At 63.2% G+C, this 25,857-nt stretch carries 17 protein-coding genes and 3 pseudogenes; 2 read left to right on the top strand and 18 right to left on the bottom strand.

Translation table 11 applies throughout. The annotated features are described in order from the left end of the window. Positions 1-4: 4 nt before the first annotated feature. Positions 5-1,690: a beta-xylosidase gene (locus tag CEQ44_RS22670; RefSeq protein WP_088183411.1), complete on the bottom strand. Its 1,686-nt coding sequence runs from the start codon at positions 1,688-1,690 to the stop codon at positions 5-7. 23 nt (positions 1,691-1,713) lie between these two features. Next, positions 1,714-4,398, bottom strand: a complete 2,685-nt coding sequence (locus CEQ44_RS22665) for a TonB-dependent receptor (protein WP_088183410.1) — start codon at positions 4,396-4,398, stop codon at positions 1,714-1,716. Positions 4,399-4,582: 184 nt separating this feature from the next. Between CEQ44_RS22665 and CEQ44_RS22660 the strand changes: the two genes are divergently transcribed. Beyond that, the gene (locus CEQ44_RS22660; RefSeq protein WP_088183409.1) at positions 4,583-5,311 is read left to right on the top strand and encodes a FadR/GntR family transcriptional regulator; all 729 of its coding nucleotides are present in this window, start codon (positions 4,583-4,585) and stop codon (positions 5,309-5,311) included. 66 nt (positions 5,312-5,377) lie between these two features. Here CEQ44_RS22660 and cobA read toward each other — a convergent pair whose 3' ends face one another. The 4 genes from cobA to nirB are packed head-to-tail and all read right to left on the bottom strand — an operon-like array spanning position 5,378 to position 11,631. Continuing rightward, positions 5,378-6,166, bottom strand: a complete 789-nt coding sequence (gene cobA, locus CEQ44_RS22655) for a uroporphyrinogen-III C-methyltransferase (protein ID WP_088183408.1) — start codon at positions 6,164-6,166, stop codon at positions 5,378-5,380. Beyond that, entirely contained in the window at positions 6,153-8,765 is a 2,613-nt protein-coding gene (locus CEQ44_RS22650) for a nitrate reductase (protein WP_088183407.1), read from the bottom strand. Before CEQ44_RS22650 ends, cobA begins: the two co-directional genes overlap by 14 nt. Next, positions 8,762-9,103 carry a nitrite reductase small subunit NirD gene (gene nirD, locus CEQ44_RS22645; protein ID WP_088183475.1) on the bottom strand — a complete coding sequence of 114 codons (342 nt, stop codon included), beginning with the start codon at positions 9,101-9,103 and terminating at the stop codon, positions 8,762-8,764. The genes CEQ44_RS22650 and nirD overlap by 4 nt, the downstream gene beginning before the upstream one ends. Next, complete coding sequence (gene nirB / locus CEQ44_RS22640) at positions 9,103-11,631, bottom strand: nitrite reductase large subunit NirB (protein WP_088183406.1); 2,529 nt, start codon at positions 11,629-11,631, stop codon at positions 9,103-9,105. Before nirB ends, nirD begins: the two co-directional genes overlap by 1 nt. On the opposite strand from nirB, the gene CEQ44_RS24155 reads away from it, so the two are divergent. Continuing rightward, a complete protein-coding gene (locus CEQ44_RS24155; protein WP_140419302.1) occupies positions 11,630-11,863 on the top strand; it encodes a hypothetical protein in 234 nt (77 codons plus the stop codon). The genes nirB and CEQ44_RS24155 overlap by 2 nt on opposite strands. Here the strand turns inward: CEQ44_RS24155 and CEQ44_RS22635 are convergent. The 12 genes and pseudogenes from CEQ44_RS22635 to istA all read right to left on the bottom strand — a co-directional run bounded on the left by CEQ44_RS22635 (position 11,840) and on the right by istA (position 25,815). Continuing rightward, positions 11,840-13,060, bottom strand: a complete 1,221-nt coding sequence (locus CEQ44_RS22635) for an alginate export family protein (protein WP_088183405.1) — start codon at positions 13,058-13,060, stop codon at positions 11,840-11,842. The two genes, CEQ44_RS24155 and CEQ44_RS22635, sit on opposite strands and share 24 nt — an antisense overlap. A gap of 211 nt (positions 13,061-13,271) precedes the next feature. Then, positions 13,272-14,516, bottom strand: a complete 1,245-nt coding sequence (locus CEQ44_RS22630) for a NarK/NasA family nitrate transporter (RefSeq protein WP_088183404.1) — start codon at positions 14,514-14,516, stop codon at positions 13,272-13,274. A gap of 219 nt (positions 14,517-14,735) precedes the next feature. Continuing rightward, the gene (locus tag CEQ44_RS22625) at positions 14,736-15,950 is read right to left on the bottom strand and encodes a CmpA/NrtA family ABC transporter substrate-binding protein (RefSeq protein WP_088183403.1); all 1,215 of its coding nucleotides are present in this window, start codon (positions 15,948-15,950) and stop codon (positions 14,736-14,738) included. Then, the gene (locus CEQ44_RS22620) at positions 15,947-16,528 is read right to left on the bottom strand and encodes an ANTAR domain-containing response regulator (RefSeq protein WP_088183402.1); all 582 of its coding nucleotides are present in this window, start codon (positions 16,526-16,528) and stop codon (positions 15,947-15,949) included. Before CEQ44_RS22620 ends, CEQ44_RS22625 begins: the two co-directional genes overlap by 4 nt. A gap of 241 nt (positions 16,529-16,769) precedes the next feature. Continuing rightward, positions 16,770-17,852: an NAD(P)-dependent alcohol dehydrogenase gene (locus tag CEQ44_RS22615; RefSeq protein ID WP_088183401.1), complete on the bottom strand. Its 1,083-nt coding sequence runs from the start codon at positions 17,850-17,852 to the stop codon at positions 16,770-16,772. Next, complete coding sequence (locus tag CEQ44_RS22610) at positions 17,852-20,440, bottom strand: TonB-dependent receptor (RefSeq protein ID WP_088183400.1); 2,589 nt, start codon at positions 20,438-20,440, stop codon at positions 17,852-17,854. Before CEQ44_RS22610 ends, CEQ44_RS22615 begins: the two co-directional genes overlap by 1 nt. A gap of 96 nt (positions 20,441-20,536) precedes the next feature. Next, the gene (locus CEQ44_RS22605; protein ID WP_088183399.1) at positions 20,537-21,457 is read right to left on the bottom strand and encodes an AraC family transcriptional regulator; all 921 of its coding nucleotides are present in this window, start codon (positions 21,455-21,457) and stop codon (positions 20,537-20,539) included. 443 nt (positions 21,458-21,900) lie between these two features. After that, positions 21,901-22,413 carry a hypothetical protein gene (locus CEQ44_RS25425; RefSeq protein ID WP_176400269.1) on the bottom strand — a complete coding sequence of 171 codons (513 nt, stop codon included), beginning with the start codon at positions 22,411-22,413 and terminating at the stop codon, positions 21,901-21,903. Positions 22,414-22,491: 78 nt separating this feature from the next. Continuing rightward, positions 22,492-22,698, bottom strand: a complete 207-nt coding sequence (locus CEQ44_RS22590) for a poly-beta-hydroxybutyrate polymerase N-terminal domain-containing protein (protein ID WP_176400268.1) — start codon at positions 22,696-22,698, stop codon at positions 22,492-22,494. 88 nt (positions 22,699-22,786) lie between these two features. Next, positions 22,787-23,395, bottom strand: a pseudogene (locus CEQ44_RS22585) (alternative oxidase); the annotation flags it as partial. Positions 23,396-23,571: 176 nt separating this feature from the next. Then, positions 23,572-24,301, bottom strand: a pseudogene (istB, locus tag CEQ44_RS22580) (IS21-like element helper ATPase IstB). Continuing rightward, positions 24,288-25,815 (bottom strand): annotated as a pseudogene (gene istA, locus CEQ44_RS22575) (IS21 family transposase). Before istA ends, istB begins: the two co-directional pseudogenes overlap by 14 nt. Between the last annotated feature and the right edge of the window lie 42 nt (positions 25,816-25,857).

The raw sequence follows: 25,857 nt of genomic DNA, 5'->3' as shown, positions 1-25,857 counted from the left end.
GCCCTTACTGGCCGTCGAGGACGATCAGGGCGACGCCCTGGCGTGGCAGGCGCAGGTCGATGCTGGCGGCATTGCGTTGGCCTGGCGTGACAGGCAGCGTTTCCGCGTGCATGACCGATGCGGCTTCCAGCAACTTATACTGGTCCTGGTCAGGGGATTGGGGCGACCCCATTGTCTTCCAGGCGGAAAAGGCGTTGGCATGATCGCCATCGACCCGCCACAGCTTCGCCTGCGCGGGCTTGCCCTTGATGCCATTCAGGCTGAGCTTGATCTGCGCGTCCGGTCCAGCGACATCGTCGTCATGATAGTGCCAGACGAGCAGCGCAATTTTGCCATCTGCGGTGCGGGTGGCGATGGAACCGATGTCCGCGTCCCCCTGCACACCGTCCTTCATCAGCACGTCCAGCGGCACTTGCGCATTGTTGGTGGTGGCCAGCTTGGTTTCGCCTAGCTGCGCGAAGAGGCGGAAGACGTTCAGGACCGGCAGGTCGACGCCATTGGTCGATAGCTGGCGATAGCCCGCGAACCAGGGCTGGTCTTCGAACTCGAAAGACCAGGACACGACGCCTTCCAGATTGACCTTCCGCCTTTCGGCCAGTTCCCAGATGCGCGCGAAGCTGGCGGCGGTGTAGCTGGAATACATGGTGCCGTTGCGATAGGCGTTGGCCGGTCCCGGACAGGCGGCGCAGCCTTCGGGGTCGCTTTCCCCGATCACGACCGGCTTATTGGCGAGCGAGGGGATCGACAGGACTTTGGTGAAGCCGCCGTCGGTTTCGCGCAGATGGGTGGCGATGCCCATGCGGACATGGCCGTCAACGAAGGTCGGCCGCCCCTTGGCATGGAAGGACAGGAAGTCGGTGGGCGTGCCGGTCTGGCCGGTCGCATAATTCTTGCCCGACGACACATGTTTGAGGAAACCGTCCATGAAGCTGCCGCCCGGCCCCGCGACATCCGGGCCGCCGACGCGCGCCGTCGGCAGCGCCTTGCGTACGGCGGCAATGGCATAGTCGTGCAGCTTGTAGAACTCTTCCGGGCTGGCGCTCCAATAGAAGGCGCTGTTGGGTTCGTTCCAGACCTCGAAATACCATTTCTCGACCTCAGCCCGGCCATAGCGTTCGATGTTATGTAGCGTCCATTGGTGGACCAGTTCGGCCCATTTCTCATAATCCTTGGGCGGGTAGGTCCAGCCCGTGGCGATCAGATTATAGGCGAAACCCGGCCGCCAGCTATGGCGGTAGGGGGTGCCGGCCGGGGCGTTGGCCATCGCTTCGGGGGTGAAGCCGATCTGGAGATAGGGACGGATGCCCTGTTCCAGATAGGCGTCGATGATGCCGTCGACGATGGCCCAGTTATAGACCGGCTTGCCGTCCTTCGTCTCGGTATAGGCGTTGGTGCTGCCCCATTTGAAGGCGGCCGTGCCGTCTCCGCTGCTGAGCAGATTATGGGCGCGGAAATAGACCTGCCCCTTCTTCAACTCGCCCAGTTCGACGAGCAGCTTGCGGCCGTCCTTCATGGTCGCATAATTGGGTTCGTCCGCGCCGAAGAAGCGCCAGACCGGGGGCAGCTTGCCCACCGGCTTGGCCGCGTCCACGCTGATCGCGACCTGTCTCGCCTCCTGCGCCTGGGCTTGAGCCGCATGGGGCAACGCCATCAGCACGGACAGCGAAGCGAGCACCCTGGAAATCGTCATATGGCATCCTCTCGATAGGAACATCAGATCTTCGCCCGGAACCCGATGGCGAAAGTGCGCGTGTAGAGAACGGTGTCGCGCGGGTAGAGGCCGGGATCGTTGAACGAGGTCTGGTAGAGATTTTTGAGTATGTTGGTCGCATCGGCGACGATGGTGAAGTTGGGATTGATCTCATAAGAGACGGACAGGTCAAGATTGCTGATCTGGCCGTTGGTGATGAAATTGGGATTGACGCCGGTGAAATGGAGACCGGCATTATAGGTGTCGCGCCAGACATAGGAGGCGCGGGCGGAAAAGCCGCCCTTTTCATAGATGAAGGTGCCGGTTGCGGAATATTTGGACACGTTCTGGAACGGGATGTCCATAAAGCCGGTGACGCCCGGCAGCGGCGAGAGCGCCTTGTTCTTGCCATCGATATAGGTGCCGTTGGCGCTGATGCCGATGCCGTCGAGCCAGGTCGGCAGCCCCTTGGGAAAGACAGTGAAGCCGCCCTCGATCCCCTGTAGCTTGCCGGACCCGGAATTTTCCGGCCGGGTAATCTGATAGACGCCGTTGTCCGCGCCCAGATAGTCGATGTCGAAATTGCTGGTCACCGACTGGATGAAGCCGGTGACGTCGCGGCGGAAGATCGTCGCGGTGATCGAGCTGGACCGATCGATATACCATTCGAGCGACAGGTCGTAATTGTCCGACCGGATGGGCTTTAAGTCCGCATTGCCGCTGGAGCCGCGGCCGAAGGGCTGTTGCCCCGGCACCGGCGGGGTCAGGGTCAGCGCGGGATTGAGCTGCGCGAAGCTGGGGCGGGTGATCGTCTTGCTGGCGGCGAAGCGCAGGAAGAGATTGTCCTTGAGCTTGTAGCGCAGCGCCAGGCTGGGGAGGATGTCGGTGCTCTTGTTGCGGATGGTGACCGGCGACGTCGCGCCGCGCAGGACCAGGAAGGCGTTGGAGGTGATGTCCGTGCGGATGACGCGGACGCCGATCTGGCCGTCCAGTCGGCCGATCTCGACATTGGCCTGGCCGTAGCCTGCATAGTTCTTTTCCTCGATGTCGAAATGCTGGGTGTCCTGAAAGGCCGGGTCGCCCGGCGCAAGGCCGAACAACTGGCGCAGCGACCCGATATTGTTCAGCAGATAATCGGTGGTCGGCGTCGCCCATTGGCGCACGAACTGGCGGGTGCCGGCGTAGAAGTCGCCGGGGGTCACCGTCATCAGGCCAGGCAGGCTCGCCGCCTTGATGCTGTAGCATTTGACTGCGCCGGTCGCGGAGCAGTTGATCGTCTGGGTGAAGCTGTCCGACTTCGCGTCGCGCTGGCTGAGGCGGACGCCCGCGTCGAGGCCGGAAAAGATAAGAAAAGGCGAGCGGTAGGACAGGTCGCCGCGCCAGGCCAGCTCCTTGCCGTCGCCAACCGTGCGGGTGGTGGACAGACGCGAGAGATAATAGCGCGAGGGATCGGCGATGTCGTCATTGGGCAGGGTGAAATAGGGCGCGCCCGATCCATCGTTGAACACCGCGTCGGTGCGCGAGGCGATGAAGTCGATATCCAGATTATTGCCGATATCGGTGGCTTTTGACCGGGTATAGGACAACTCGGTCGAGGCTTTCCAGTCGCCGCTGGTCCAGTCGGCGCCCAGCGCGCCTTGCCAACGGTCCGCCTTGTTCTGGTAGGCGCCGCCGAAATTGGCGACGCGGCCATTGGCGATGCTGAGCGACTGGACCAGCTTGGTATCGTCCACGAAGACCAGCGGTGCAAGCAGAGCGCCGTTCGTCGAGGTGAAATTCTGATTGCTGTTGCCGCGCTCGCGATAGCCGTAGAAGAGGCCGTCGGCGTGGATGGTCAGCCGGTCGTCCGGCGCCCATTGCAGCGTGGCGTTGACCGCCGGGCGCGTGCGCGTGCCGATCCGGTCGAAGGCGCCGATGACGTCGGTGCGGAACACCTTTGGATCGGTCGGGCTGGTCCCACGCGGGTCGAGCGGGACGCCGGGCGTGTAGGGCGCACGGCTGTTGTCCAGATTATAGCCGAAATAGCCGCCGCTGTAGATGGTTTGGTCGCGATAGCGGGTCTTGTGGTAGGAGAGGCTGACAAGCGCGCCGATCTCGCCGATGCCGGTCGACCAGCGGTTGCTGATGAGCGCGCTGGCATAGGGATCGATCCGGTCGGGCTGCTCGCTATAGACTTCCCGGCCCGCCAGCGCGAATTCGAAGCCCTTGAAGTCGAAGGGGCGGCGGGTGCGGACGTTGATGAGGCCGGCGATGCCCCCTTCCAGCTGATCGGCCGACCGGGACTTGTACACGTCCACGCCGGAGACAAGGTCGGCGGGCACATCCGCCAGGGACAGCGATCGACCGGTGGTGCTGAAGATGTTGCGGCCGTTGACCAGCGTCACCACGTCGGGAAGGCCACGGATCAACACCGTGGCGGATTCGCCGCGGGCGCGGGGCGACACCTGGATGCCGGGCACGCGCTGGAGCGCCTCCACAACATTATTGTCGGGCAGCTTGCCGATATCCTCCGCTACGACGGAATCGACCAGTTGCTGCGCGTTGCGTTTGATGTTCTGGGCCGACGACAGGCTGGCGCGCATCCCGGTGACGATGATGTCGCCATCGCTCGCGCTTTCGGCCGCCTGACCTGTGCCGGTCTGGGCCGCCGCTGCTTGCGCCGCCGCCAGCGCGAACAGCGAGATGGACAGTTGCACGCCATATTTCATCGAAGCATCCCCTCTGAGTCGTTTTTATTTCTCATACTAGATGACGTGTGTTGAAACGGGTTTCAAGCCATAATTTGACGGAGTAATGGGATGACGCCCAAAATCGGCGTTTTTCCTCATACCAAATATACAGACCCGGCCGATCGGTCTTGACGGCCAGGGTGGTAAGGGTGACCAAGGCGGGATGATACAGGATGACGACCACCCCCTCTCCCGCCCGTCCAATCCGCCCCAACGCGCGGTGCATGACCGGATCGCCCATGATCTGGGGGTTGCGATCGTCGGCGGCCGTTATCAGCCGGGCGACATTTTGCCGGGCGAGGAGCGGTACAGCGCCGAACAGGGCGTGTCCCGCACCGCCTATCGCGAGGCCGTCCGCGTTTTGTCAGCCAAGGGGCTGGTCTATAGCCGCACCAAAAGCGGCACCCGGATCAACGAGCGGCTGCGGTGGAACATGCTGGACCTGGACGTGCTCGCCTGGATGTTCGAGGCGGGACCAACGCCGCAATTCCTGCGGGACATATTTGAACTGCGCATCGTGGTGGAGCCGGCGGCGGCGCAATTCGCCGCGTTGCGGCGGGACGGGCAGGATATTTCCCGCATGGGCCATGCTTTGGAAGAAATGCGCCGGTTCGGGCTGCAAACAGTGGAGGGGCGCGCCGCGGACCAGAGTTTCCATCGCCTGATCCTGCTGGCGACGCGCAACGAATCGCTAACCACCCTGGCCACGTCGGTTACGGCGGTGGTCGCCTGGACCACCCGCTTCGCCCGCGACGAGCGCAAGGAATCGCGCGACCCGATGCCCGACCATGACGCCGTATTCGACGCCATCATGCGCGGCGAAGGCGAGGAAGCCCGGCTGAAGATGCTGGCGCTGATCCGCAACGCATCCGCCGATGCAGGCATGTTGTAGGTCGCGTCGATCTATTTCTCATACTAGATTAGACAGCCTCGATCGCGGGCAGGTTCCGTAATCGCTCTAGCATTTTCGGAACGCCGCAATCAGCGGGTCGGCCGGCATGGCGATATTGCTCTGGCCGACGGCTTCGCCGATCAGCAGCAAGGTTGGACGATCTTTCGCAAAGCTCTTCGCCACGATGGGCAGCAGGTCCAGCCGGGTGCGCAGCATCTGTTCCTGCGGCAGCGACACATCACAGGCTATCAACGCAGGCGTCGATCCCGGCAGGCCCGCCGCGATCAGCGCACGGCTGAGTGTTGGGGCCGCGTCCCGCCCCATATAGACGGCGAGCGTGCAGGCCGGATCGGCCAGCGCCTGCCAGTCCAGATCGAGCGCCTGACCGGCCCGGCTGTGCGCAGTGATGAATTGCACGCGTCGCGCTATGCCGCGCAGCGACAGGGATATGCCCGCGGATGCCGCAGCGGCGCTGGCTGCGGTGACGCCGGGGCAGATGCGCACGCACAGCCCCGCGGCGCGCACAGCCGTCAGTTCCTCGGTCGCGCGCGCGAACATGGCGGGGTCGCCGCCCTTCAGCCGCACCACGCGCTTGCCCGACAGGCCGGCCTCCACCAGCATGTCGTCGATATTCTCTTGCGCCTTGCTATGGCGGCCCGCGCGTTTGCCGACGCTGATCCGCGCCGTACCCGACGGGATAAGGTCCAATATGCCGGGACCGACCAGCGCGTCGTAAAAGATGACATCCGCCGCCAGGATCAACCTTTCGGCCTTGCGCGTCAGCAGGTCGGGATCGCCGGGGCCGGCCCCCACGAGCCAGACCTCGCCTGGAGCGATGAGTTCATTCTGCGGCATCGATCGTCTCCTGCGGAATCCGGGCGAGGATGTTGGACAGGGCGGGACGGCAGGATCCGCAATTGGTCCCGGCGCCGATCGCCTGTCCGATGGCGGGCACATCGACCAGTTGCTGGTCGGCAATGGCCGCCATGATCTGGTTGAGGCCAATGTCGAAGCAGACACAGATGGTCGGCCCCTTGTCGACCTGCTTGCCCGGTCCCCGCGCCGCCAGCACCGAGGCGCCGACCTCCTTTGCGTCCAGTTGCCCGATCAGCCAGTCGCGCGAGGGCAGCAGGCCAGATCGCGTGATGAACAGTATAGCGGCCAGCCGCCCGTCGCGGATGATGGCGACGCGGCGGGTGCCGCGCGTCCGGTCGATCGCCTCGACCCGATCACCGGCCGGAAGACAGGATTCCATCCGCGCCGCGTCACCATTGCCCGCGATCTCGTAGAGCGCGCCACCGGCCACGGTAATGCGCGTCGCCCAAAGGCAGGGCATCTTCACGGACGCCTGTCCGCGCAGGATCACAAAGCCCTTCCATTCCGTCGCGACCTTTGCAAGGGCGGCAGGCGTGGTCTTGAAGCCGGGCTGGCCGGAATGTGGATCGACCAGCGGGCGGGGCAACAGGCCGGTGCGACCGCCGCTGCTGGTCTGATCGGTCCAGTGAATGGGCGTGAAGATTTCGCCCGGTCGCTGGCCGTCGCTTATCGCCACGCGAAAGAGGCTGTCGCCCTGCGGCGTCGATACGCGCGCCAGATCGCGATCGGCAAGGCCCAGGGCGGCGGCATCGTCGGCATGGATTTCCACCAGTGGCTCCTCGCGATGGCGGGCAAGCCTGGGCGACAGGCCAGTGCGCGTCATCGTATGCCACTGGTCGCGATAGCGCCCCGTATTGAGGGTCATAGGCCAGTCGCGCAGCGGGGGCTGAAGGTCCATTTGCCGCACCGGCACAAGACGCGACTTGCCGTCCGGGGTCGGGAAGCGCGCGTCGGCGAAGGGGGTCCCTCCCCAACGAAACGGCATCATCGCGTCATAGGCGTCGTTGCCGATGGTGGCGTGGCGACGCAGGTTGAGCAAGCGTGCGCCATCATTCTGATACGCGGTCAGGCGGGCATGCTCGCGCCAGATGTCGGCGGGCCGGTCATAGGCGAAGGCGCTATGCCACCCCATGCGTCGCGCAACTTCCTTGACGATCCACCAGTCGGGCTTCGCTTCCCCAGGCAAAGCCAAAAAGGGCCGCTGGCGGCTGATGGTGCGATCCGAATTGGTGACGGTGCCATCCTTCTCGCCCCAGCCGGCGGCGGGGAGGCGAATATGGGCGTGGGCGCTGGTATCGGTTTGGGCGACCACGTCCGACACCACGACGAAAGGGCAGCGCTCCAGCGCTTCCCGCACCCGGCCGGCGTCGGGAAGCGAAACCGCGGGGTTGGTGGCGATCACCCATAGCGCCTTGATCCGGCCTTCGCCGATAGAGCGGAACAGATCGACCGCTTTCAGGCCCGGCTTCGTCGCGATGGCAGGCGCGGCCCAGAAACGGCCGACCCGCGCCACATTGTCGGGCGCGAAATCCATATGCGCGGCAAGGGTCGAGGCAAGACCGCCAACTTCCCGCCCGCCCATCGCGTTGGGCTGGCCGGTGATGGAAAAGGGCGCGGCGCCCGGCTTGCCGATACGGCCCGTGGCAAGATGGACGTTCATGATCGCGTTCACCTGATCCGTGCCGCGGATCGACTGGTTGATGCCCTGGCTGAACATCGTGACGGTGCGCGGGGTCGCGGCGCAGAGTTCGAAAAACTGCTGGAGCAAGGCAGGGGCGACATCGCACGTCTTTGCGGTGGTCCACAGGTCGTGGCCAGTGCGGATATGGTTCCAGAAATCGTCCGGCGCGTTCACATGATCGGCCAGAAAGGACGCGTCGGTCAGCCCGGCCTGATCCATCCATGCCAGCAAGCCGTTGAATAGCGCCACGTCCGTACCCGGCCTGAGCGCCAGATGCAGGTCCGCGCCCTCGCATGTTTCGGTGCGGCGCGGGTCGATGACGACCAACTTCGTGCCCCGAACGGCACGGGCCGCCTGAATGCGCTGATGGACGATCGGGTGGCACCAGGCCGTGTTGGACCCGACCAGCACGATCAGGTCAGCCTCGTCCAGATCGTCATAGCTGGCGGGCACGATATCCTCGCCAAAGGCGCGGATGTGGCCGGACACGGCGCTGGACATGCACAGGCGCGAATTGGTGTCGATATTGCCGGAACCGATGAAGCCCTTCATCAGCTTGTTGGCGACATAATAATCTTCCGTCAGCAACTGGCCAGAAACGTAAAAGGCCACGCTGTCAGGCCCGTGCCGTGCGATGGTTTCGCGAAACCGGTCTGCGACGAGGTCGAGCGCCTTGTCCCAGCTTGCGCGCCGCTTGCCGATCATAGGATGCAACAAGCGGCCCTCCAGACCCACCGTCTCGCCCAGATGCGTGCCTTTCGAGCAGAGCTTTCCCTTATTGGCCGGATGCGCCTCATCCCCCCTGATCGTCACCGATCGCGGGCTGGTGGGCGTCGCCGCGATGCCGCAGCCGACGCCGCAATAGGCGCAGGTTGTACGGATCGCAGCCCCGCTCACGCTGCCGCCTTCCCCATCACGGCAGAGCGCAGCAGGAAGATGCGCCCAGCATCGAGCTTGAGCGGGATCACGGGCACGCAGCCCTTGTCCTCACCCAGCGCCTCGCCGGTTTTCAGGGAGATGTTCCAGTTGTGCAGCGGACAGGCGACCACGCCGCCATGGACGATGCCCTGGCTGAGCGGTCCTTTCTTGTGCGGGCAGCTATTGACCAGCGCATGGAATTCGCCGTCCAGCGTGCGAAAGATCGCGATTTCCGCACCACCGCGCACAGGTAAGGTGCGGGCGTTGCCGGGGGTGACCTGGTCCACCGGACCGATATCGAGCCAGTCTCCGGTCATCATACCGTCTCCATCGGGCGCACTTGCGCGATATGCTGGTGCAGCTGCGCATGGGCGCCTGCGGCCCGCTCGGCCCATGGGTCATCCTGCGAGAAGCTCTGTGCGTAGAGGAAGCGGCTGCGCAGCGCCTCGCGGCCTGCATCATCCGCGACGATGCGCGCCTTGATATACGCGACGCCGACCCGCTCGATCCAAGGCGCGGTGCGCTCCAGATAGCGGGCTTCCTCGCGGTAAAGCTGGATGAAGGCCCCGCAATAATCCAGCGCCTCCTGCTCGGTCGAAACCTTGCACAACAGGTCGGTGACGCGGACATGGATGCCACCGTTGCCGCCGACGTGCAGTTCATAGCCGCTATCCACGCAGACCACGCCGAAATCCTTGATCGTCGCCTCCGCACAATTGCGCGGGCAGCCCGATACCGCGATCTTAAACTTGTGCGGCATCCACGATCCCCATGTCATCCGCTCGGTCTTGACGCCCAGGCCGGTCGAATCCTGCGTTCCGAAGCGGCACCATTCGCTTCCCACGCAGGTCTTCACGGTGCGCAACGACTTGCCATAGGCATGGCCCGAAACCATGCCGGCGGCGTTGAGGTCGGCCCAGACGGCGGGCAGATCCTCTTTCTTGATACCGAAAATATCCAGCCGCTGGCCGCCCGTGACCTTCACCATCGGCGCATCATATTTTTCGACCACATCGGCAATGGCCCGCAATTCGCGTGGGTTGGTCAGGCCACCCCACATGCGCGGCACGACCGAATAGGTGCCATCCTTCTGAATGTTCGCATGCATCCGTTCGTTGACGAAGCGGCTGCGCTGATCGTCCAGATATGCGCCGGGCAGCGCGCAGAGCAGATAGTAGTTGAGCGCCGGTCGGCAGGAAGAACAGCCATCGGGCGTGGACCAGTTCATCTTGTGCATGACTTCGGGGATGGAGCGCATATCCTGCGCCACAATCTCCCGCCGCACGTCGTCATGCGTGAAGCTGGTGCATTTGCACATGGTTTTTGGCCCGGACTGCACATCGTCGCCCAGCGTCAGCGCCAGCAGATGTTCGACCAAGCCGGTGCAACTGCCGCAGCTTGCCGATGCCTTGCAGGTGGCGCGGACGGCGTCCAGGCTGTGCGATCCCTTGGCGATGCAGGACACGACCTGGCCCTTGCTGACGCCGTTGCAGCCGCAAATCTCGGCATCGTCCGAGAGCGCCGCAACGGCCGCCTTAGGGTCCAGCGCGCCTCCTCCCGAGGCGAAACCCTGACCGAAGATCAGCAGATCGCGAATATCGGCGATATCCTCGCCCTTTTTCAGCAGGTCGAAATACCAGCCGCCATCGACCGTATCGCCATAAAGCACCGCGCCGACCACGCGGTCCTCTTTCACCACGACCCGCTTATAGACCCCACGGGATGCGTCGCGCAGGACGATATCCTCGCAGCCTTCGCCGCCCGAAAAGTCGCCGGCGGAAAAGACATCCAGACCCGCGACCTTGAGCTTGGTGGAGGTTACGGAACCCTTGTAGCCACTATGCTGGTCAGTCAGGCCATCGGCCAGGCTGCGGCACATGTCCCACAGAGGCGCGACCAGGCCATAGACATTGCCATCATGCTCCACACATTCGCCCACGGCCAGCACGTCAGGATCACTGGTGACCATATGATCGTCCACCTTGATCCCGCGCCCGACGTCGAGCCCCGCCTCGCGCGCCAGCGCCACGGCAGGGCGGATGCCCACGGCCATGACGACCAGACTGGCGGGAATGTCGCGTCCGTCCTTCAGGCGGATGCCCTCGACCTTGCCTTCTCCATAGATTTCGGCGGTATCGGCGCCGGTCAATATGGTCTGGCCCCGGCTTTCCAGCGCGGTCTTGAGCAGCCAGCCCGCTGCCTCGTCCAGTTGCCGTTCCATCAACGTGGGCATGATGTGCAGCACCGTCACCTTCATGCCGCGCAGGGTTAGGCCATGGGCCGCCTCCAGCCCAAGCAGCCCGCCACCGATCACGATCGCCCTTCCCGGCTCTCCATTTGGGCCGCCCGCATCGGCCGCCGCCAGCATCGTGTCGACATCCTTCATATCGCGAAAGCTGATGACGCCGGGCAGGTCCTTGCCCGGAACGGGGATGATGAAGGGATCGGATCCGGTCGCGATCAGCAGCTTGTCATAGCCTGTCGTGCGACCCGACTGGCTCGTGACGGTCCTGGCAGTGCGATCGATCGCCAAGACCGGATCGCCAGTGATCAGGTCAATGTGATTGTCCGCATACCAGGCATAATCGTTGATGATGATGTCTTCGAACGTCTTTTCGCCGGCCAGCACGGGCGAGAGCATGATGCGGTTATAGTTCACATGCGGTTCGGCGCCGAAGATGGTGATGCGATAGCGCCCCGCATCGCGCGCCAGCAGCTCTTCGACCGCGCGGCACCCGGCCATGCCGTTGCCGACGACCACCAGATGTTCGCGTACATCGTCCGACGGTAGGAGGATGCTCGCGTCGCTCCCTGCCGCCGAACCAGTCCCGTCCTGAAAATTCATGCCCGTGACTCCAGAAAAAGAAAAAGCCGCCATCCTGACCCCCGGCGTTGAAACCGGGAGTCAGGATGGCGGCTTTGCCATCATGTTGCGCCCTAACGATCCGTCACTGGATCGTCGCAGCTATGTAAGCGGAACAGCCTTGTTCCTTGCAGTGCAGCATATGGGCAATCGCCGACGGGCTCAAGTGATTCCTCTGCCCGTTTTTCAATCAAATGGACCAGTCGGCCTGTAACCACAGCTTTTGCGTATCGGTCGCCAGCGCCTTCGCATCATAGCGGGCGTAGCGCAGGGACAGCGCCGTATTCCGCACTTTTGCAGATGCGATCAGGTTCCACTCATTGCCATACTGCTGGTCCAGCCGGTCGCTGTCGAACCGGTGCCACGTCGCCTGTAGAGCGATGGCGGTCAGCGGTCCCATCTGTGTCCAGCCATAGCCGCCGCTAACATAGAGATCGCGCACGCCATTGGCTGGCGTGGTCAGGAACTTGTCGGCCCAGCCCTGAAATTTGAAATTGGTGCCGAGCGGCGTCTGGAAGCTGGTGAAAGGCAGGCCGCTGCTGGCGCCCAGCACTTCATATCCGCCGTTCAGCTTCCAGCCTTTCACCTCCACCGTTGCATCGGCCAGCCAGTAATCCACCGCATAATCATTGGGATTGGCATGATAGTCGGACTGTCTGGCATAGCTGAACTGATAGCTCAGCTTCGCCGTCTTCGACAAAGCCCGCGATCCCGCCAGCCGCACGCCATAGGTCTGGCTGGACAGCCGCAACGCCTGCATGGCGGTCTCGTCCTGGTCGATCAGATAGGCAAAGCCGGTCAGCGTGCCCACAGGCGTCGCGTAGGCGAGATTGGCGAAGAGATTGTCGCCGCTTACCGCCTGTTGCCGCGCACCCCTGCCATCCACCCCCCAGATCGTTCGCACGCTCCAGGCATAGGCGATGTCGAGCTTCAGCCCTTTGGCGGGGGTCAGTTCGGCACGCACCGTATCGAAGGTCTGCGCATTGTCGCGGAAACCGATATTGCCCACGAAGCGCTCGTCGTCGAACGCGATCCTCTGTCGCCCCGCCGTCACGGTGACGGCCGTCGCCTTATATTGAAGCTGGGCGATGTAGAGCGCGACATTCTGCGGATCGGCGACAAGCGGTCGGGTCGCCGCGCCGTTCAGCCCGTCATAATAATGATCGACGACGGCAAGCGTAGCCTGACCCACCACCGTCGCTGACAGCGCGCCGCTGGTAGCGATCAACCCGGCGCGGGCGCGAACGGTCAGGGCGTCGGCTTCCTTGGCCAATCCGTCCTGATCGACCTGCTCATACCGCAACCGCGCTTCGGCGACGGGCTTGAGCGTAAATTCCTGGGCACGGACGGGCGTGGACATGGCCGTCCCTGCGACGGCCAATACGGCCGCCGATATGATGATATTTTTCATGGGAAATCGTCCCCCCTCGGACGAATGATGTGCCTCACTCTCCGTTCGTCCTGAGTAGCCACTGAGCGAAGTCGAAGTGGCGTATCGAAGGACTGATGCTTCGATACAGGCCTTCGACAAGCTCAGGCCCTACTCAGCACGAACGGTTTGCGTGTATTCCAAGATTTGGGGCGGCAGCCTTACTTGGGCCGCCGCCTTCTCTCCTACCCTGTTAGATGCGCGCGCCCGTGTTCCAGGTCGTGCGCCATTTGCCCTTGACCAGTGCGATGCCGATGAAGGCGATCGTCGCAAGGCCGGCAAAGATCAGGAAGCCCGACGAGAAGCTGCCGGTAAATTGCTTGGCGATGCCAAGCGAACTGGCGAGGTAGAAACCGCCGACACCGCCGGCCATGCCGACCAGGCCTGTCATGACGCCGATCTCCGCCTGGAACCGTTGCGGCACCAGTTGGAACACCGCGCCGTTACCGGTGCCGAGCGCCAGCATCGCCAGCACGAAACAGCCCAGCGCCGCCACCAGTGTCGGCGCCTGCGACACGCCGGCCAGCGCCAGCGCGGCGACGACATAGACGATCATCAGCGTCTTTGACCCGCCGATACGGTCGGCCAGCGCGCCACCCATCGGGCGGACCAGCGACCCGGCGAAGACGCAACCAGCGGTGCAATAGCCCGCAACGATCGGGGTCAGGCCAAACTGGTCGGTGAAGTAGATCGGCAGGCTGGCGGCAAGGCCGACAAAACCGCCAAAGGTCACGGCATAAAATGCCATCAACCACCACGCATCCGCCTGCTTCAACGGTTCGAAATAATCGATCAGCTTCTTGGGCGCGGGCGGATTGGGTGCATCCTTCGCCATCAGCATATAGGCGACAAACACGATCGTCAGCGGGATGCAGGCCAGGCCCAGCACTGCGTTCCACCCGAAGATTTTGGCCAGCATCGGTGCGAACAGCGAAGCCAGCACCGTACCCGAATTGCCCATGCCGGCAAGGCCCATGGCCTTGCCCTGATGTTCGGCGGGATACCAACGGCTCGCCAGCGGCAGCGCGATGGCGAAGCTGGCCCCGGCAAAGCCCAGGATCACGCCCAGCGCCAGCGTGCCGCCAAAGCTGTTCACGCCCAGCAGCCAGGCGCTCAACAGACCGGCGATCACGATGATCTGGCTGATCGCGCCCGATCGCTTCGGGCCGATGCGGTCGACCAGCAGGCCGTTGACGACGCGCAGCAATGCGCCCGCCAGCGTCGGCACCGCAACCATCAGCCCTTTTTCAGCAGGGGTCAGCAGCAAAGTCTTGGAGATCATGGGCGCCAGCGGCCCCAGCAGCACCCACACCATGAAGGCAAGGTCGAAATAGAGAAAGGCGGCCACCAGCGTCGGCGTGTGGCCGGCTTTCCAGAAGCTGGTCGCAGTTGCGGCCCCCCCGGCCTCCCCATCTTTGTCCCAATAAGCGGTAGCCATGTGACGTTCCCCAATAAACGATGATGGACACGAAAAAAGCCGCAGGCCGCACGCGCGCCAGGATGGCGCGATACGGTCAGCGGCTTTGCTGTGATGTTTGGAGAGGAAAAGCGGTCCCGCCCTTGGGCCTGCCTATCCTGATAGGCGCGCTTCACTGCGCGACGCCTTTATCATCTCGCGATTCGCGTCATGTTGCAAGGCACAATTTTCGCCCGCTTTTCAGTGTGGCGGCGAAAGTCCGGCAAGAAATTCGTCGATTCGTTCGGGGTCGAAGATTCGCCCGTCAAAGAAACGGTCCGGGCCAAGCGTCAGTTCGCCGCGTCGTGATCCGACCGCCAGCGGCAGGTTGACCGCGCCTTCCAGTTTCATGCTGGCGCCCGGCATCGCCACGTCGCTCTGCGCCAGCGCGCGGCGGAATATGTCGGGACGGAAAACGGCGCCCGCCTTTGCCGCATTTTCGGGCGAATGTTCGACCATGCCCCACCGCACGAGTTGCGAATAGATCCACAGCGCCTGGCTGCGCCAGGGAAAGGCCGTGGCTTCGCGCGCGAACAGAATGAAATCGGGGTTGGCGATCGGCGGCGCTCCGGCGCGGGCGACGATCTGGCCGGACAGCGCGCGCAGGATCAGTTCGGGGGGCTGATCGACATAGCGCGGTTGCGACAATGCATGGGCCAGCGCCGCATGATTGGCGGGATCGTCGCACCAGGCCGCCGATCGCGCCAGCGCACGCAGCAGCCGGTCAGTGGTATCGGCATTGTCCTCCAGCCAGTCCTGCCGGAAGGCAAGCACCTTCTCCACCCCGCGCTGCCAGATGCGCTCGCCGATCGCCACCACTTCGGCAAGGCCCGCATCGACAGCCGCGCTGCCCCAGGGTTCTCCGGCGATGAACCCGTCAATCTCGCCGGCATGCATGGCCTCGACCGTCAGCGACGGGGGCAGGACGCGCAGGGTCACGTCGCGGTCGGGATCGATCCCCGCGCTCGCCAGCCAGTAGCGCAGCATGATGGCGTGGCTGGAAAAGCGATGGACCACCCCGATGATGGGCTTGCGTTTCCACAGGCCGATGGCTGCCGCAAAATCATGCGCGGTGCCCAGTGGGTCTGAAAGTCGGTTCACCGGATCAGGATCGAGCGCGGCCGCAAATGTCGTCGCCATCACCAACATGTTGCCGTTGACATTGAGCTTGTAGGGGGCGGCGAGCGCCGCAGTTTGCTGGCTCAGGCCCAGCGTCACGGCGACGGCCAGGGGGGCGAGCATATGCGCCGCCTGAACCTGCTTATAAACCAGCCGATCGCGCAGCGTTGCCCAACTGGTCGTGCGCACCAGATCGAGCGTCAGCCCTTCTTCCTCCGCGAAACCGCGATCGCGGGCCACGGTCAGCACCGCCACATCGTCGAGCGGCAGGAAGGCGATACGCAGGTGCGTCGTCATAATGCTCCTCCCAGCAAGTCGCTTGCGGTAATCAAAGCCTGCGCCACATCGACGATCTTCTTGCCCTGGTTCATCGCACTCGACCGCAGCAGCGCATAAGCATCCTGCTCGCTCAGCGACCGCTGGTTCATCAGGATCGACTTTGCGCGATCGATAATTTTGCGGTCCGACAAGGCTGTGCGCGCCTCATCCAGTTCAGCCTGCATCTTGGAAAAGGCGTTGAAGCGACGCACAGCCAGTTCCAGCACGGGCTTCACCCGTTCCTTGCGCAGGCCATCGACCACATAGGCTGATACGCCCGCATCGATCGCCGCGCCGATCATCACATCGTCCGACTGGTCGACGAACATGGCGATCGGCCGTGCGAGCGCGCGGCTCACCATGAGCATTTCCTCCAACGTGTCGCGGCTGGGGCTGCCCAAGTCCATCAACACGACATCGGGCGCCATGCGCTCCAACCGCGCGACGAAGGCGCCGCGCGGCGGCACGATGTGGATATCATCATAGCCGGCCTCGCGCAGACCTTCCTCCAGGACCGTCGCGCGCAGTCCGCTGTCATCTATGACGACGATTCTCATGCAACAGGCGCCCCGATCGACGCCTTAACTGCGCAACATGTATGCAGACGTCAATGTCGAACCTGTGGGCGCTTTTGATGCGTTCTGCCCTTTGGCATCATGGCCGTAGGAAAAATGTCACGGGATCGTCGAAATTTGATCGGGCACAGAAACAGTGAAAGCACCGTCCGATATCTTGGCTTCGATGTGGAAGTGCTTCAACCCTATCAGAGGGCGCTGCATTAAATGTTCTCGTGACCAACTAGGGAATAGATATCACCGCCTTAATGACCGAACCCATTTTTGAAGCGGCAAAGGCTTGCTCGATATTATCGAGATTATAGATTTTTGTAATTTTTTCTAAAGGCAACCTTCCGTCGCGATAATATTCGATCAGGCGCGGTATGAATTGTTGGGGATCTACGCCCCCTTCAATGACGCCCACGATCCGTCGGCCCATGCTCATGATCGCCGATGCGTCAAGCCCGGCGGCGCCAGGCGGGTAGGCCGCGATCAGCGCCAGCGTGCCCCGTTGCGCCAGCAGGGCCACCGCAGGCTCCAGCAGCGCCAGGACGCCGGTGGTATCAAGGACATAGTCAAACAGCCCAACCAAATCAGCTGTCTCACTCGCCGTCTCGGTAGCACCCAATTGCCGTGCGAGATCAAGCCGATGCGCGTGGCGATCAAGGACCGCGATCCGCCCTGCCCCCGCGATGACCGCCGCCATCACCGCCGCCAGGCCGACCGCGCCAGCGCCCAGGATCGCGACACTCTCGCCAGGCGCGACCTTTAGCGTTTCCAGCACCGTGCCAGCGCCTGTCTGTATGCCGCAGCCCAGTGGCGCCAGCAGCACCAGCGGCAGGTCGGCATCCACCTTCACGACATTGTCGCGATGCGCCAGCGCATGGGTCGCGAACGCCGACTGGCCGAAGATATTGCCGCCGACCGGCTGGTCGCCGCGCCAGAGGCCCCCTTCCCCCGGCTGCCGCACGCCCAGGAAGTTGCGCGGCACGAAATCCGTGCAATAGCCCGGCTGATGGTCATGGCACGCGGGGCAGGCGCCGCAGCTGTGAAAGCTGAGCAGCACGCTGTCGCCCGGCATGACATGGTCCACATTCTGGCCTACCGCGGCGACGACGCCGGCCCCTTCATGGCCCAGCACCACGGGGAAAGGGATCGGCAAGTCCCCGTCCCGCATGACCATGTCGGTATGGCAGATGCCGCATGCGCGGATGCGCACCAGCACCTGTCCCGGACCGGGCGGATCGATTTCCAGCCGCTCGATCTGGAATGGTGCACCGGGCGTTTCTACCACCGCTGCGTCGATCGCGATCCGCCCCGCCATCAGAAGTCGAATCCGAAGCGCAGATACCATTCGCGCGGCCGGTTATAGGTGCCGAAGATCGCACCCGCCGCGATATTCGCCCCGCCCGACGTCAGGAATCGCTTGTCGGTCAGGTTGGTGCCGCCTGCCGTCACCGACCAGTGGTCGTCCGGCTCGCGATAGCTGATCGAGGCGTTGACGATGTCGGTCGATACCCGCTTGAGCAACAGCGTTCGCTGCGTATCGTTCCACGCGGTGGAGGTGTAGGTCCAGTCGGCCAGCATCACGACCGATCCGCCATTGCCCAGCTTGGCTGCGTAGCGCGGGCTGAGATTGACCTTCCATTTGGGCGTCTTAGGCAGGGTTTCGCCGACCAGCGTTCCTGCCTGAAACGCATTGACGCCGCCGACCGCCGCAGCACCCGCCGACACCGACGTATATTGTGCGTCGATATAGCCGACCGCCCCGTTGATGGTCAGGCCATCGACGGGTGCCGCAACCATTTCCAGCTCGAAACCACGAATACGCGCATCACCCGCATTGGCGATGGTGGGCGACGTGCCGACCTGGATATTGAGCTGGATATCGCGATATTTGGTCGAGAATACCGCCGCGTTGAGTTGCAGATGGCGGTCCAGCAGGGTGGACTTGATGCCCGCTTCCCAGGTGGTCGCCCTCTCCTCGTTAAAGTCCGGCGCAACATTGCCCTGCGGGTTGGTCAGGCGCGTGGTCCAGCCGCCGGTCTTATAGCCTTTCGACCAACTGCCATAGAGCATGACATCGTCGGACGGGTGGACCTGAACACCGACCTTAGGCGAGAAATCATTGAACTTCTTGCGATTGACGCCCGGCGTATAGACCCGAACCGGATTGGTGGGGTCGGGATAGCCCAGCCCCACCTGGCAGGGGATGGGGGCCAGCGGGAACGGCCCATTCGGGCTGATATTGCCATTGGCGTCCGCGCACCCGAACAGCTTGTAGTTGAACCCGTTCAGTTCCTGCTGCCCGCCCTCGAACCGCTTGCGTTCATTGGTGTAGCGCCCGCCGATGGTGATGCCGATCAGGTCGATCGGCCGATAGTCGATCTGGCCGAAAAAGGCGTAATTTTTGGTGCCCAGCTGGTTGGGACCATCGACCTGCACCAGACCTTCGCCAAAGGTCACATAGTCATGCAGGTCGCCCGCTTCCTTGAAATAATAGGCGCCCAGCACATAACGCAGCTTTTCCTCGAACGCATTGCCGAGCAGCTGAAATTCCTGGCTGAACTGCCACTGGTTCATGGTGAAGCTGAGTTGCAGGAAATTGAGCGGCGACCCGTCGGCATCCAGCCCGGCGTTCCAGTGCAGTTCGCGATAGGCGGTGATGGATTTCAGCGCCACATTGTCCGCCAGATCGAAATCGACAATGCCGCTCAGGCCCCAGCTTTCCAGATTGGAATAGCTGTTGCCGCTGGCATAGCTGCGGTCCTTGTCGGCGATCAGATAGCGCCCGTCCCAGGGCAGGCGATCGTTGGCCGGATTGCCATCGACATTGGCGCTGGCGACGCTGGGCAACTGGAATTGCGGGTTGAACTGGGTGCCGGCTACGCCGCACAAAGCCTGCGCATTGCGCGCGGCAATCTGCGCCCCGGTGCTGCCGATGCAGAAATTATAGAGGCCCGCGAACAGGAAGCCGGTCGTGCCGGTCGGGTCGAAGGCCGTGCCAGGCAGGTTGGTCGTGCCCGCGAAATTGCCGGGGACGAACTCGGCCGTGCCGATCAGCTTGTTGGCGGACGTGCCCTTGTCCTTGCTATAGTCGCCGGAGAAGGTCGCCCGCACCGCACCGCCATTGTCCCAGCGCAGCTTGCCGCGCAGGTTCCAATTATCATTCTCGCCTTCCTTGCCGGCGCTGTCATAACCAGCGGCCGAGAAGGCGGTGAAGGGCGGCGCATTGTTGGCGCGCTGGTCGGGATAAGGCAGGCGCTTGAGGAAACCGTCGCGCGACTTGATGCCAAAGGTGAAGGCGGAGCTGAGGCCGTCGGTAATGGGCACCGTCACGGAACCGCGGGCCTGGAACAGCTTGTAGCTGCCCAGCGTAACGTCGCCTTTGGCGGTAAACTCCTTGCCTGGATCGGCGGTGACGATGGAGATCGCGCCGCCGATCGTGTTGCGGCCGAACAATGTGCCCTGCGGCCCCTTCAATATTTCGACCCGCGCGACGTCAAGCAGATCCTGGTTGGCGCCCACGGTGCGGGCGAGATAGACGCCGTCCAGATAGATGCCGACACCCGGATCGATATTGAAGGCGAAATCGTCCGATCCGATGCCGCGAATATAGGCGGCGAGCACTGCGGTCGACCCGGAAAAGGGCGTGCCCGCGTCCAGATTGACGTTGGGCGCGATCGCCGAGAGTTGGGACACGCTGCCGACCGCCCGCTCCTGCAGCGCTTCCGACGTGAAGGCGGAAATAGCGATCGGAACATCCTGCACATTTTCCGCTCGCTTCTGCGCCGTCACGACAATCTCTGCGATTCCCCCGCTTTCGGGCGGCGGCGGCACCTGCTGCGCGTGCGCGGTCGTGGCGACCATGGCGCCGGACGCCAGCAGATAGGCGATCATCGATGTTTTCATAACCCTCTCCTCCAGTTCGTCCGCCTGTGCCGGCAGATTTATCGACAGCTATAGAATGAGCCGGCGCGGGGGTCTTGGACGCTGGCGAACCTGCAATCAGGACAGGAGCGAACGATGCCGCCATTGGCTGGGCGACGCGCCATAGCGGCGGCGGAAGCAGCGGGTGAAGAAGGCAGAGTCATTGTAGCCGACCTCGAACGCGATGTCGGTAATGGTGCGACCATCACCAGCCGCCAGCATGGCGGACGCGCGTTCCAGCCGCTTGGTCATGATGAAGGCGGTGGGCGTCTGGCCGACATGGCGGAAAAAGCTCTTTTGCACCGCGCGCTCGGACAGGTTGAGCGCAGTGCTGATCAGGCCCGTGTTGAGGTCGGGATGATCCAGATGGGCCAGCGCGAAATCGACCGGGGAGGAGAGATGCGGCGCAGGCGCATCCGGCCGCATCGCCCGGCGACAGGCCATGCGCGCGGCATCGACCAGCAGCGCAGCAGTGTCCGCATCCAGTTCGTCAAACCGATCGCGCTGCATCCACAGGCCCTGCAGCAGATGGAAAAGCAGTCCAACCTGCGGATCGTGCGATGGCAGCCATTGGCCATGCCAGTCGCGCGAGGACGACCCTTCCCCCAACAGAGACAAAGGAAGCTGCACGATCATGCAGTCATTGCTGCGCGATATATCGAAGGCGTAGGCGCGCCGATCATCGGCGATGACGATGTCGCCCGGCCCCGCCTGGACATGCTGTTCGCCATAACGCATGACCATCGTGCCGCGGCGAAGCAGGTGCAGCAACAGATGCGGCCCGGCATCTTCGGTCCCGATCCGACTGACTTGCGCCCGATCGCTCACCGCCCGCGCGAGACCGATCGGACCCAGCGACCAGTGCGCCAGTTCAGCGCGAATACCTTCGGGCGCATGGGTGGTCATGCCGGGGAAGGCGGCCGCCACAATCTCTTGCCAGACGATATGGCGGGATGGCGCCGGCACCAGCCGGGTCGAAAAATGTTCGATCGCGGTCATCGCCGCTGGCCTGCGACCGGATGCGTCGGCACGATAGTCTTGCAAGCCCCGCCCACGACTGCCCCCTCCCCATTGGCTGCCTGTGATACAGTGTCAGCGCATGATTGAACTGTATATCAGGGATACAATCTATATGCTAGCCGTTTGGCGCCGACCTGCGGCTATGGGGCATCGCGATGACGCCACCAGCCAGGCGGTGCACGGCCTCATCTCCTCACGCAACGCCCCTATGACACGGACGGCCGCCGATATTATGTCCGCTTGGGCCTGACCTTCCGATCGGTTAGGCATAGGGTATGGATATCAGCCGTAGCCAGATGATGATCGGGGCGGCCGCTGTGCCGGTTGCGGGGCGGGCCGCCGCCCTGTCGACCGGCCTGGCTAGCCCGATGACGAAAGTTATTGGGCCGGGATCGCGGGGCAATATGATGTCACCCGTGACGTCATCCAACTGGAAAAATGGCAATTGGGGCATGATGGCCCGGCCGGTGCTGGATCGCTATGCGGCGGCCGTGCAACGGGTCAACCGCGAAACCAGCTATTATGCCCGGCGCGGCGTGATGAGCACTGGTTCGCGCCTGACCCGCGCCGTCATATTGGATCAGTTCAATCAGTTCGTTCCGAAAGACGATGGTGCCCGGCGTAGTGGCGACATCCTTGCCCGGTACGAAGCGGTCGTTATCCGGGGCCGTCGCGCCACTTGCGGCAAGCGCGGCGTCATGGCGATGATTCTGGAAGCCGTTGAGAAGATTAGTCCCGCCCGAAGCCCAACTTTCTGAAAGGGCGCTCGGATTCATCCAGGGCATATTTGCCGGCGAAGCGACGTCGAGCCATAGTCCGGCGAGATAGCTGACGATGCGCTCATTGGCCGGACTAACACCAGGCAGACCCTTCACGGCATCCTGCATCCATAAATCGGCCAGCAGAAACCCTTGCGCAAACAGGCGAAACGGCATGGCCTGCCACGCTGGCGCGGCGAAACGATGGTCGCCGTCCGCGGGCGTTATCATTTCTGCGCCCAAAGCGGCATTACCCTACCGATCGACTTGAACCATCGCGTTGAGTGCAATTTCGGCCCGGCGGAACAGTGCGTTTGCCAGATGCGATGACCAGTCGAACAGGGCATTGCCGATCGCCAAGGGCGAAATGCCGCCGGTGAATTTGGCTTGAGCACCATGCAGGCACCGATCCATGGCAGCAAAGCGCGATCCGGCACGCACGGCCGGGATGGTGATGGTCATGACGTATGTCGCCTGTTGGTCGATCGCCAGAAAAGGGGACGACACGGGGAATTGAAGGGCATTGCAATGGCGACGCCGGAGATCAAATTCAGAGTGTAGGCTGCAACTGGCCATCATGCTCAGGATAAGGCGCTATGGCGTGGTCGCCAGGTGGGCGCCCGCCCAATATGCTGGCAAAGCCATGATTGACGTCGCGATGATGGGCTTCGTCGTCGCGGACGACAAGCACGACATCCCGCAACGAGGCATCGTCGGCCAGTTTCCAATAATGTTTTGCGATCGCCGGGGCAGCGACGTTGGGCGAACGCCCTTCGTCAATCTCCTGCAGATAAAGCGTGTAGCTCGTCACCGCCTCTTCCTCGAAATAGCCGACGACGCGGTGCGCGGTCCGCCGCGAAAGAAGATACAGAACCGAAAATCCGACTAGAAACACGCCTTGCACGCCCAATATGACCATACGCTCGAACCAAGTCGGCTGGGCGATTTCGATGAAGGTCATCAGGTGCATGCGCTCGTTTTCGGCTTCCTCCATCAGCGTGCGGATCCATCCGTCATCATCGCGCATCCGGCGAAGGCAGCTGAGATGGGTGAACATTGCGCCGACCATCCCCGGCACGGCGGCGACCGTTTCAAGCACGATCGCGCGATGACCATAGCGCTTCGCAAAGAAGGTATCGGCGCTGAACCGGAGCAGCTTGTCAATCGGCGTGCAAACGGGACCCCTTATCGGCGCGCAAAAGGGACCCCCTGTCAGGATGGCGGAACGTTGATGTGACGGGCTTCCTTGCGCTGCGCGCGGCGTAGGGAGGGCGTAGCCCGACCGGAGGCGCGCGCAGCGCAAAACATCTTCTAATTGATCGCTGCTGGGGCGGATCAGCTGCGGTTTTTGAAGCGCCAGCTGTCATTTGCCGGTCTCGACAATGTCGCAATGATGGGTGACGCGATCGAGGAGCGCGGTTGTCATCTTGGGATCGCCGAACACGGTGGGCCACTCGCCAAAGGCGAGGTTGGTGGTGATGATGACACTGGTCTGCTCATAGAGTTTGCTGATCAGGTGGAACAGCAACTGGCCGCCCGATCGAGCGAACGGCAGATACCCCAGTTCATCGAGCACGATGAGATCGAGGCGGGATAGCTGGGCGGCGAGAGCGCCACTCTTGCCGATCCTGGCCTCCTCTTCGAGGCGGGTCACCAGATCGACCGTGTTGAAGTAGCGGCCTCGGGCGCCGGAGCGCACTACATTGGCGGTGATGGCGATGGCCAGATGGGTCTTTCCTGTGCCTGTGCCGCCGACCAGGACGATATTGCGCCGTGCGGGCAGGAACGCGCCGCTGTGCAATGAACGCACAAGCCCCTCGTTGATCGGGGTACCCTCGAACCGGAAGGCATCGATGTCCTTCACGACTGGCAGCTTGGCAGCGGCCATCCGGTATCGGATCGACGCGGCATGACGATGCGTCGCCTCCGCTCGCAGGAGATCGGTCAGTATCTCCATGGTGGTGCGCTGGCGCTGAAGGCCGGTGGTGACGGCATCGTCGAACGCGCCCGCCATGCCCTTGAGTCCAAGCCCGCGCATGGCCTCGATCATATCATGCCGCTGCATCGAAGGTCCTTAGCTGGTCGTAACGGGCACAGTCGGCGATCGGGGGATGGCGCAAGGCGCTATCCTCGGAGGTGATGATCGTCAGCGGACGCGGAGGCTCCCGGCGTCGTGCCAGGATGTTGAGGATCAGGTCGTCGCTCGCCGTGCCCGTCGCCAGTGCCTCACGCACAGCGGTTTCGACAGGCTCCAGGCCATCGGTCAGTACGGCCGACAGTACACGGACGAACCGGCGATCGGCATCGTCGCCATTACCCAGCTTGCGGCGCAGGCGGGCCAGCGCCGGTGGCAGATCCCAGTCCTGGAAGGGGGCACCGTTCCGCAACGCGCCAGGCTTGCGGGCCAGCACTGGCAGATAATGCCAGGGGTCATAGATCGTGCGGTTGCGCCCAAAGTAGCGAGGATGTTCAGCGACAACCTCTTCGCCGCAGCGAACGACGATGCGGTCGGCATAGGCGCGGACCTGCACCGTGCGTCGTGCCACCGTCGAGAGTACCGAGTAGCGGTTGCGGTCGAAGCTGATCAGGCAGGTGCCGGTCACGGCATGCTCGCTCTCATTGAAGCCCCGGATAGATTTTGGCTCACGGTCCCAGCATCGGCTGCAGCGCAGATCGTTCGATCTCCAGCATCTGCGCCACGGTCAGATCTCCCTGTTCAGGATGGGGCTGCCGTTCCGCCCAGCGCCGACACTCTGCCTCCAGCCAGCCATTGAGCTCTTCGAGACTGGCGAACCGCAACCGGGGCTGGAAGAAGCGACCCCGGATCGTCTGCACCTGGTTCTCGACCTGACCCTTCTCCCATCCCGCCGCAGGCGAGCAGGCCGTGGGCTCGACCATATAATGGTCGGTCATGATCAGGAACCGCCGGTTGAAGACGCGTTCCTTGCCGGTGAACACGCTCGTCACAGCCGTCTTCATATTATCGTAGATGCCGCGCCCTGGCACGCCGCCGAAGAAGGCAAAGCCGCGCGCATGCGCGTCGAACAGCATCTCCTGGCTCTCGCGAGGATAGGCCCGGACATAGACCCCACGTGACGCGCACAGGCGCATATGCGCGACCTTCACCCGCATCGGCGCTCCTGCGATCTCGACATCCTCATGGCTCCAGTCGAACTGGTAGGCCTCGCCTGGCCTGAACATCAGCGGGATGAAGGCGGTGACGCCATCGCCAGCATCCTTGCGCCGCTCGATCTTCCAGCGCGTCGCATAGCGCCGCACCGCATCGTAAGAACCCTCAAAGCCTTCTCGCACCAGCAGGTCATGGATCCGCGTCATCCGCAGCCGGTCACGCCTGCCGCGCAGCTCGTTCTCTTCCAGCAGCGTGTTCAGGCGCTCCTGGAACGGACCGATCCTGGGCAGCGGCTGAACCTTGCGCTGATAATCAAAGGCGCCCTCCGGCGCTCGGACCGCTTTGCGGATGACCTTCCGCGACACATGCAGATCCCGTGCGATCGCCTTGATCGCCTTGCCTCCGGCATACTCGCGCCGGATCCGTAAAACTGTCTCCAAAACCAACATCCCGATCTCGCCGCCTGAAAATCCAGCCGGCTGCTTAAACCA

The organism is Sphingobium sp. Z007, assembly GCF_900013425.1.
In the GTDB taxonomy this organism is placed as follows: domain Bacteria; phylum Pseudomonadota; class Alphaproteobacteria; order Sphingomonadales; family Sphingomonadaceae; genus Sphingobium.
Note: the sequence above shows the minus strand (reverse complement) of the source record. Positions and strands in the feature narration are given on the sequence as shown.

Bases quoted from the DNA above. Each gene is read 5' to 3' on its own strand.
- CEQ44_RS22670 (WP_088183411.1), bottom strand. From the start codon at position 1,690: ATGACGATTTCCAGGGTGCTCGCTTCGCTGTCCGTGCTGATGGCGTTG.
- CEQ44_RS22665 (WP_088183410.1), bottom strand. From the start codon at position 4,398: ATGAAATATGGCGTGCAACTGTCCATCTCGCTGTTCGCGCTGGCGGCG.
- CEQ44_RS22660 (WP_088183409.1), top strand. From the start codon at position 4,583: ATGATACAGGATGACGACCACCCCCTCTCCCGCCCGTCCAATCCGCCC.
- cobA (WP_088183408.1), bottom strand. From the start codon at position 6,166: ATGCCGCAGAATGAACTCATCGCTCCAGGCGAGGTCTGGCTCGTGGGG.
- nirD (WP_088183475.1), bottom strand. From the start codon at position 9,103: ATGACCGGAGACTGGCTCGATATCGGTCCGGTGGACCAGGTCACCCCC.
- CEQ44_RS24155 (WP_140419302.1), top strand. From the start codon at position 11,630: ATGCCCGTGACTCCAGAAAAAGAAAAAGCCGCCATCCTGACCCCCGGC.
- nirB (WP_088183406.1), bottom strand. From the start codon at position 11,631: ATGAATTTTCAGGACGGGACTGGTTCGGCGGCAGGGAGCGACGCGAGC.
- CEQ44_RS22635 (WP_088183405.1), bottom strand. From the start codon at position 13,060: ATGAAAAATATCATCATATCGGCGGCCGTATTGGCCGTCGCAGGGACG.
- CEQ44_RS22630 (WP_088183404.1), bottom strand. From the start codon at position 14,516: ATGGCTACCGCTTATTGGGACAAAGATGGGGAGGCCGGGGGGGCCGCA.
- CEQ44_RS22625 (WP_088183403.1), bottom strand. From the start codon at position 15,950: ATGACGACGCACCTGCGTATCGCCTTCCTGCCGCTCGACGATGTGGCG.
- CEQ44_RS22620 (WP_088183402.1), bottom strand. From the start codon at position 16,528: ATGAGAATCGTCGTCATAGATGACAGCGGACTGCGCGCGACGGTCCTG.
- CEQ44_RS22615 (WP_088183401.1), bottom strand. From the start codon at position 17,852: ATGGCGGGGCGGATCGCGATCGACGCAGCGGTGGTAGAAACGCCCGGT.
- CEQ44_RS22610 (WP_088183400.1), bottom strand. From the start codon at position 20,440: ATGAAAACATCGATGATCGCCTATCTGCTGGCGTCCGGCGCCATGGTC.
- CEQ44_RS22605 (WP_088183399.1), bottom strand. From the start codon at position 21,457: ATGACCGCGATCGAACATTTTTCGACCCGGCTGGTGCCGGCGCCATCC.
- CEQ44_RS25425 (WP_176400269.1), bottom strand. From the start codon at position 22,413: ATGCCGTTTCGCCTGTTTGCGCAAGGGTTTCTGCTGGCCGATTTATGG.
- CEQ44_RS22590 (WP_176400268.1), bottom strand. From the start codon at position 22,698: ATGACCATCACCATCCCGGCCGTGCGTGCCGGATCGCGCTTTGCTGCC.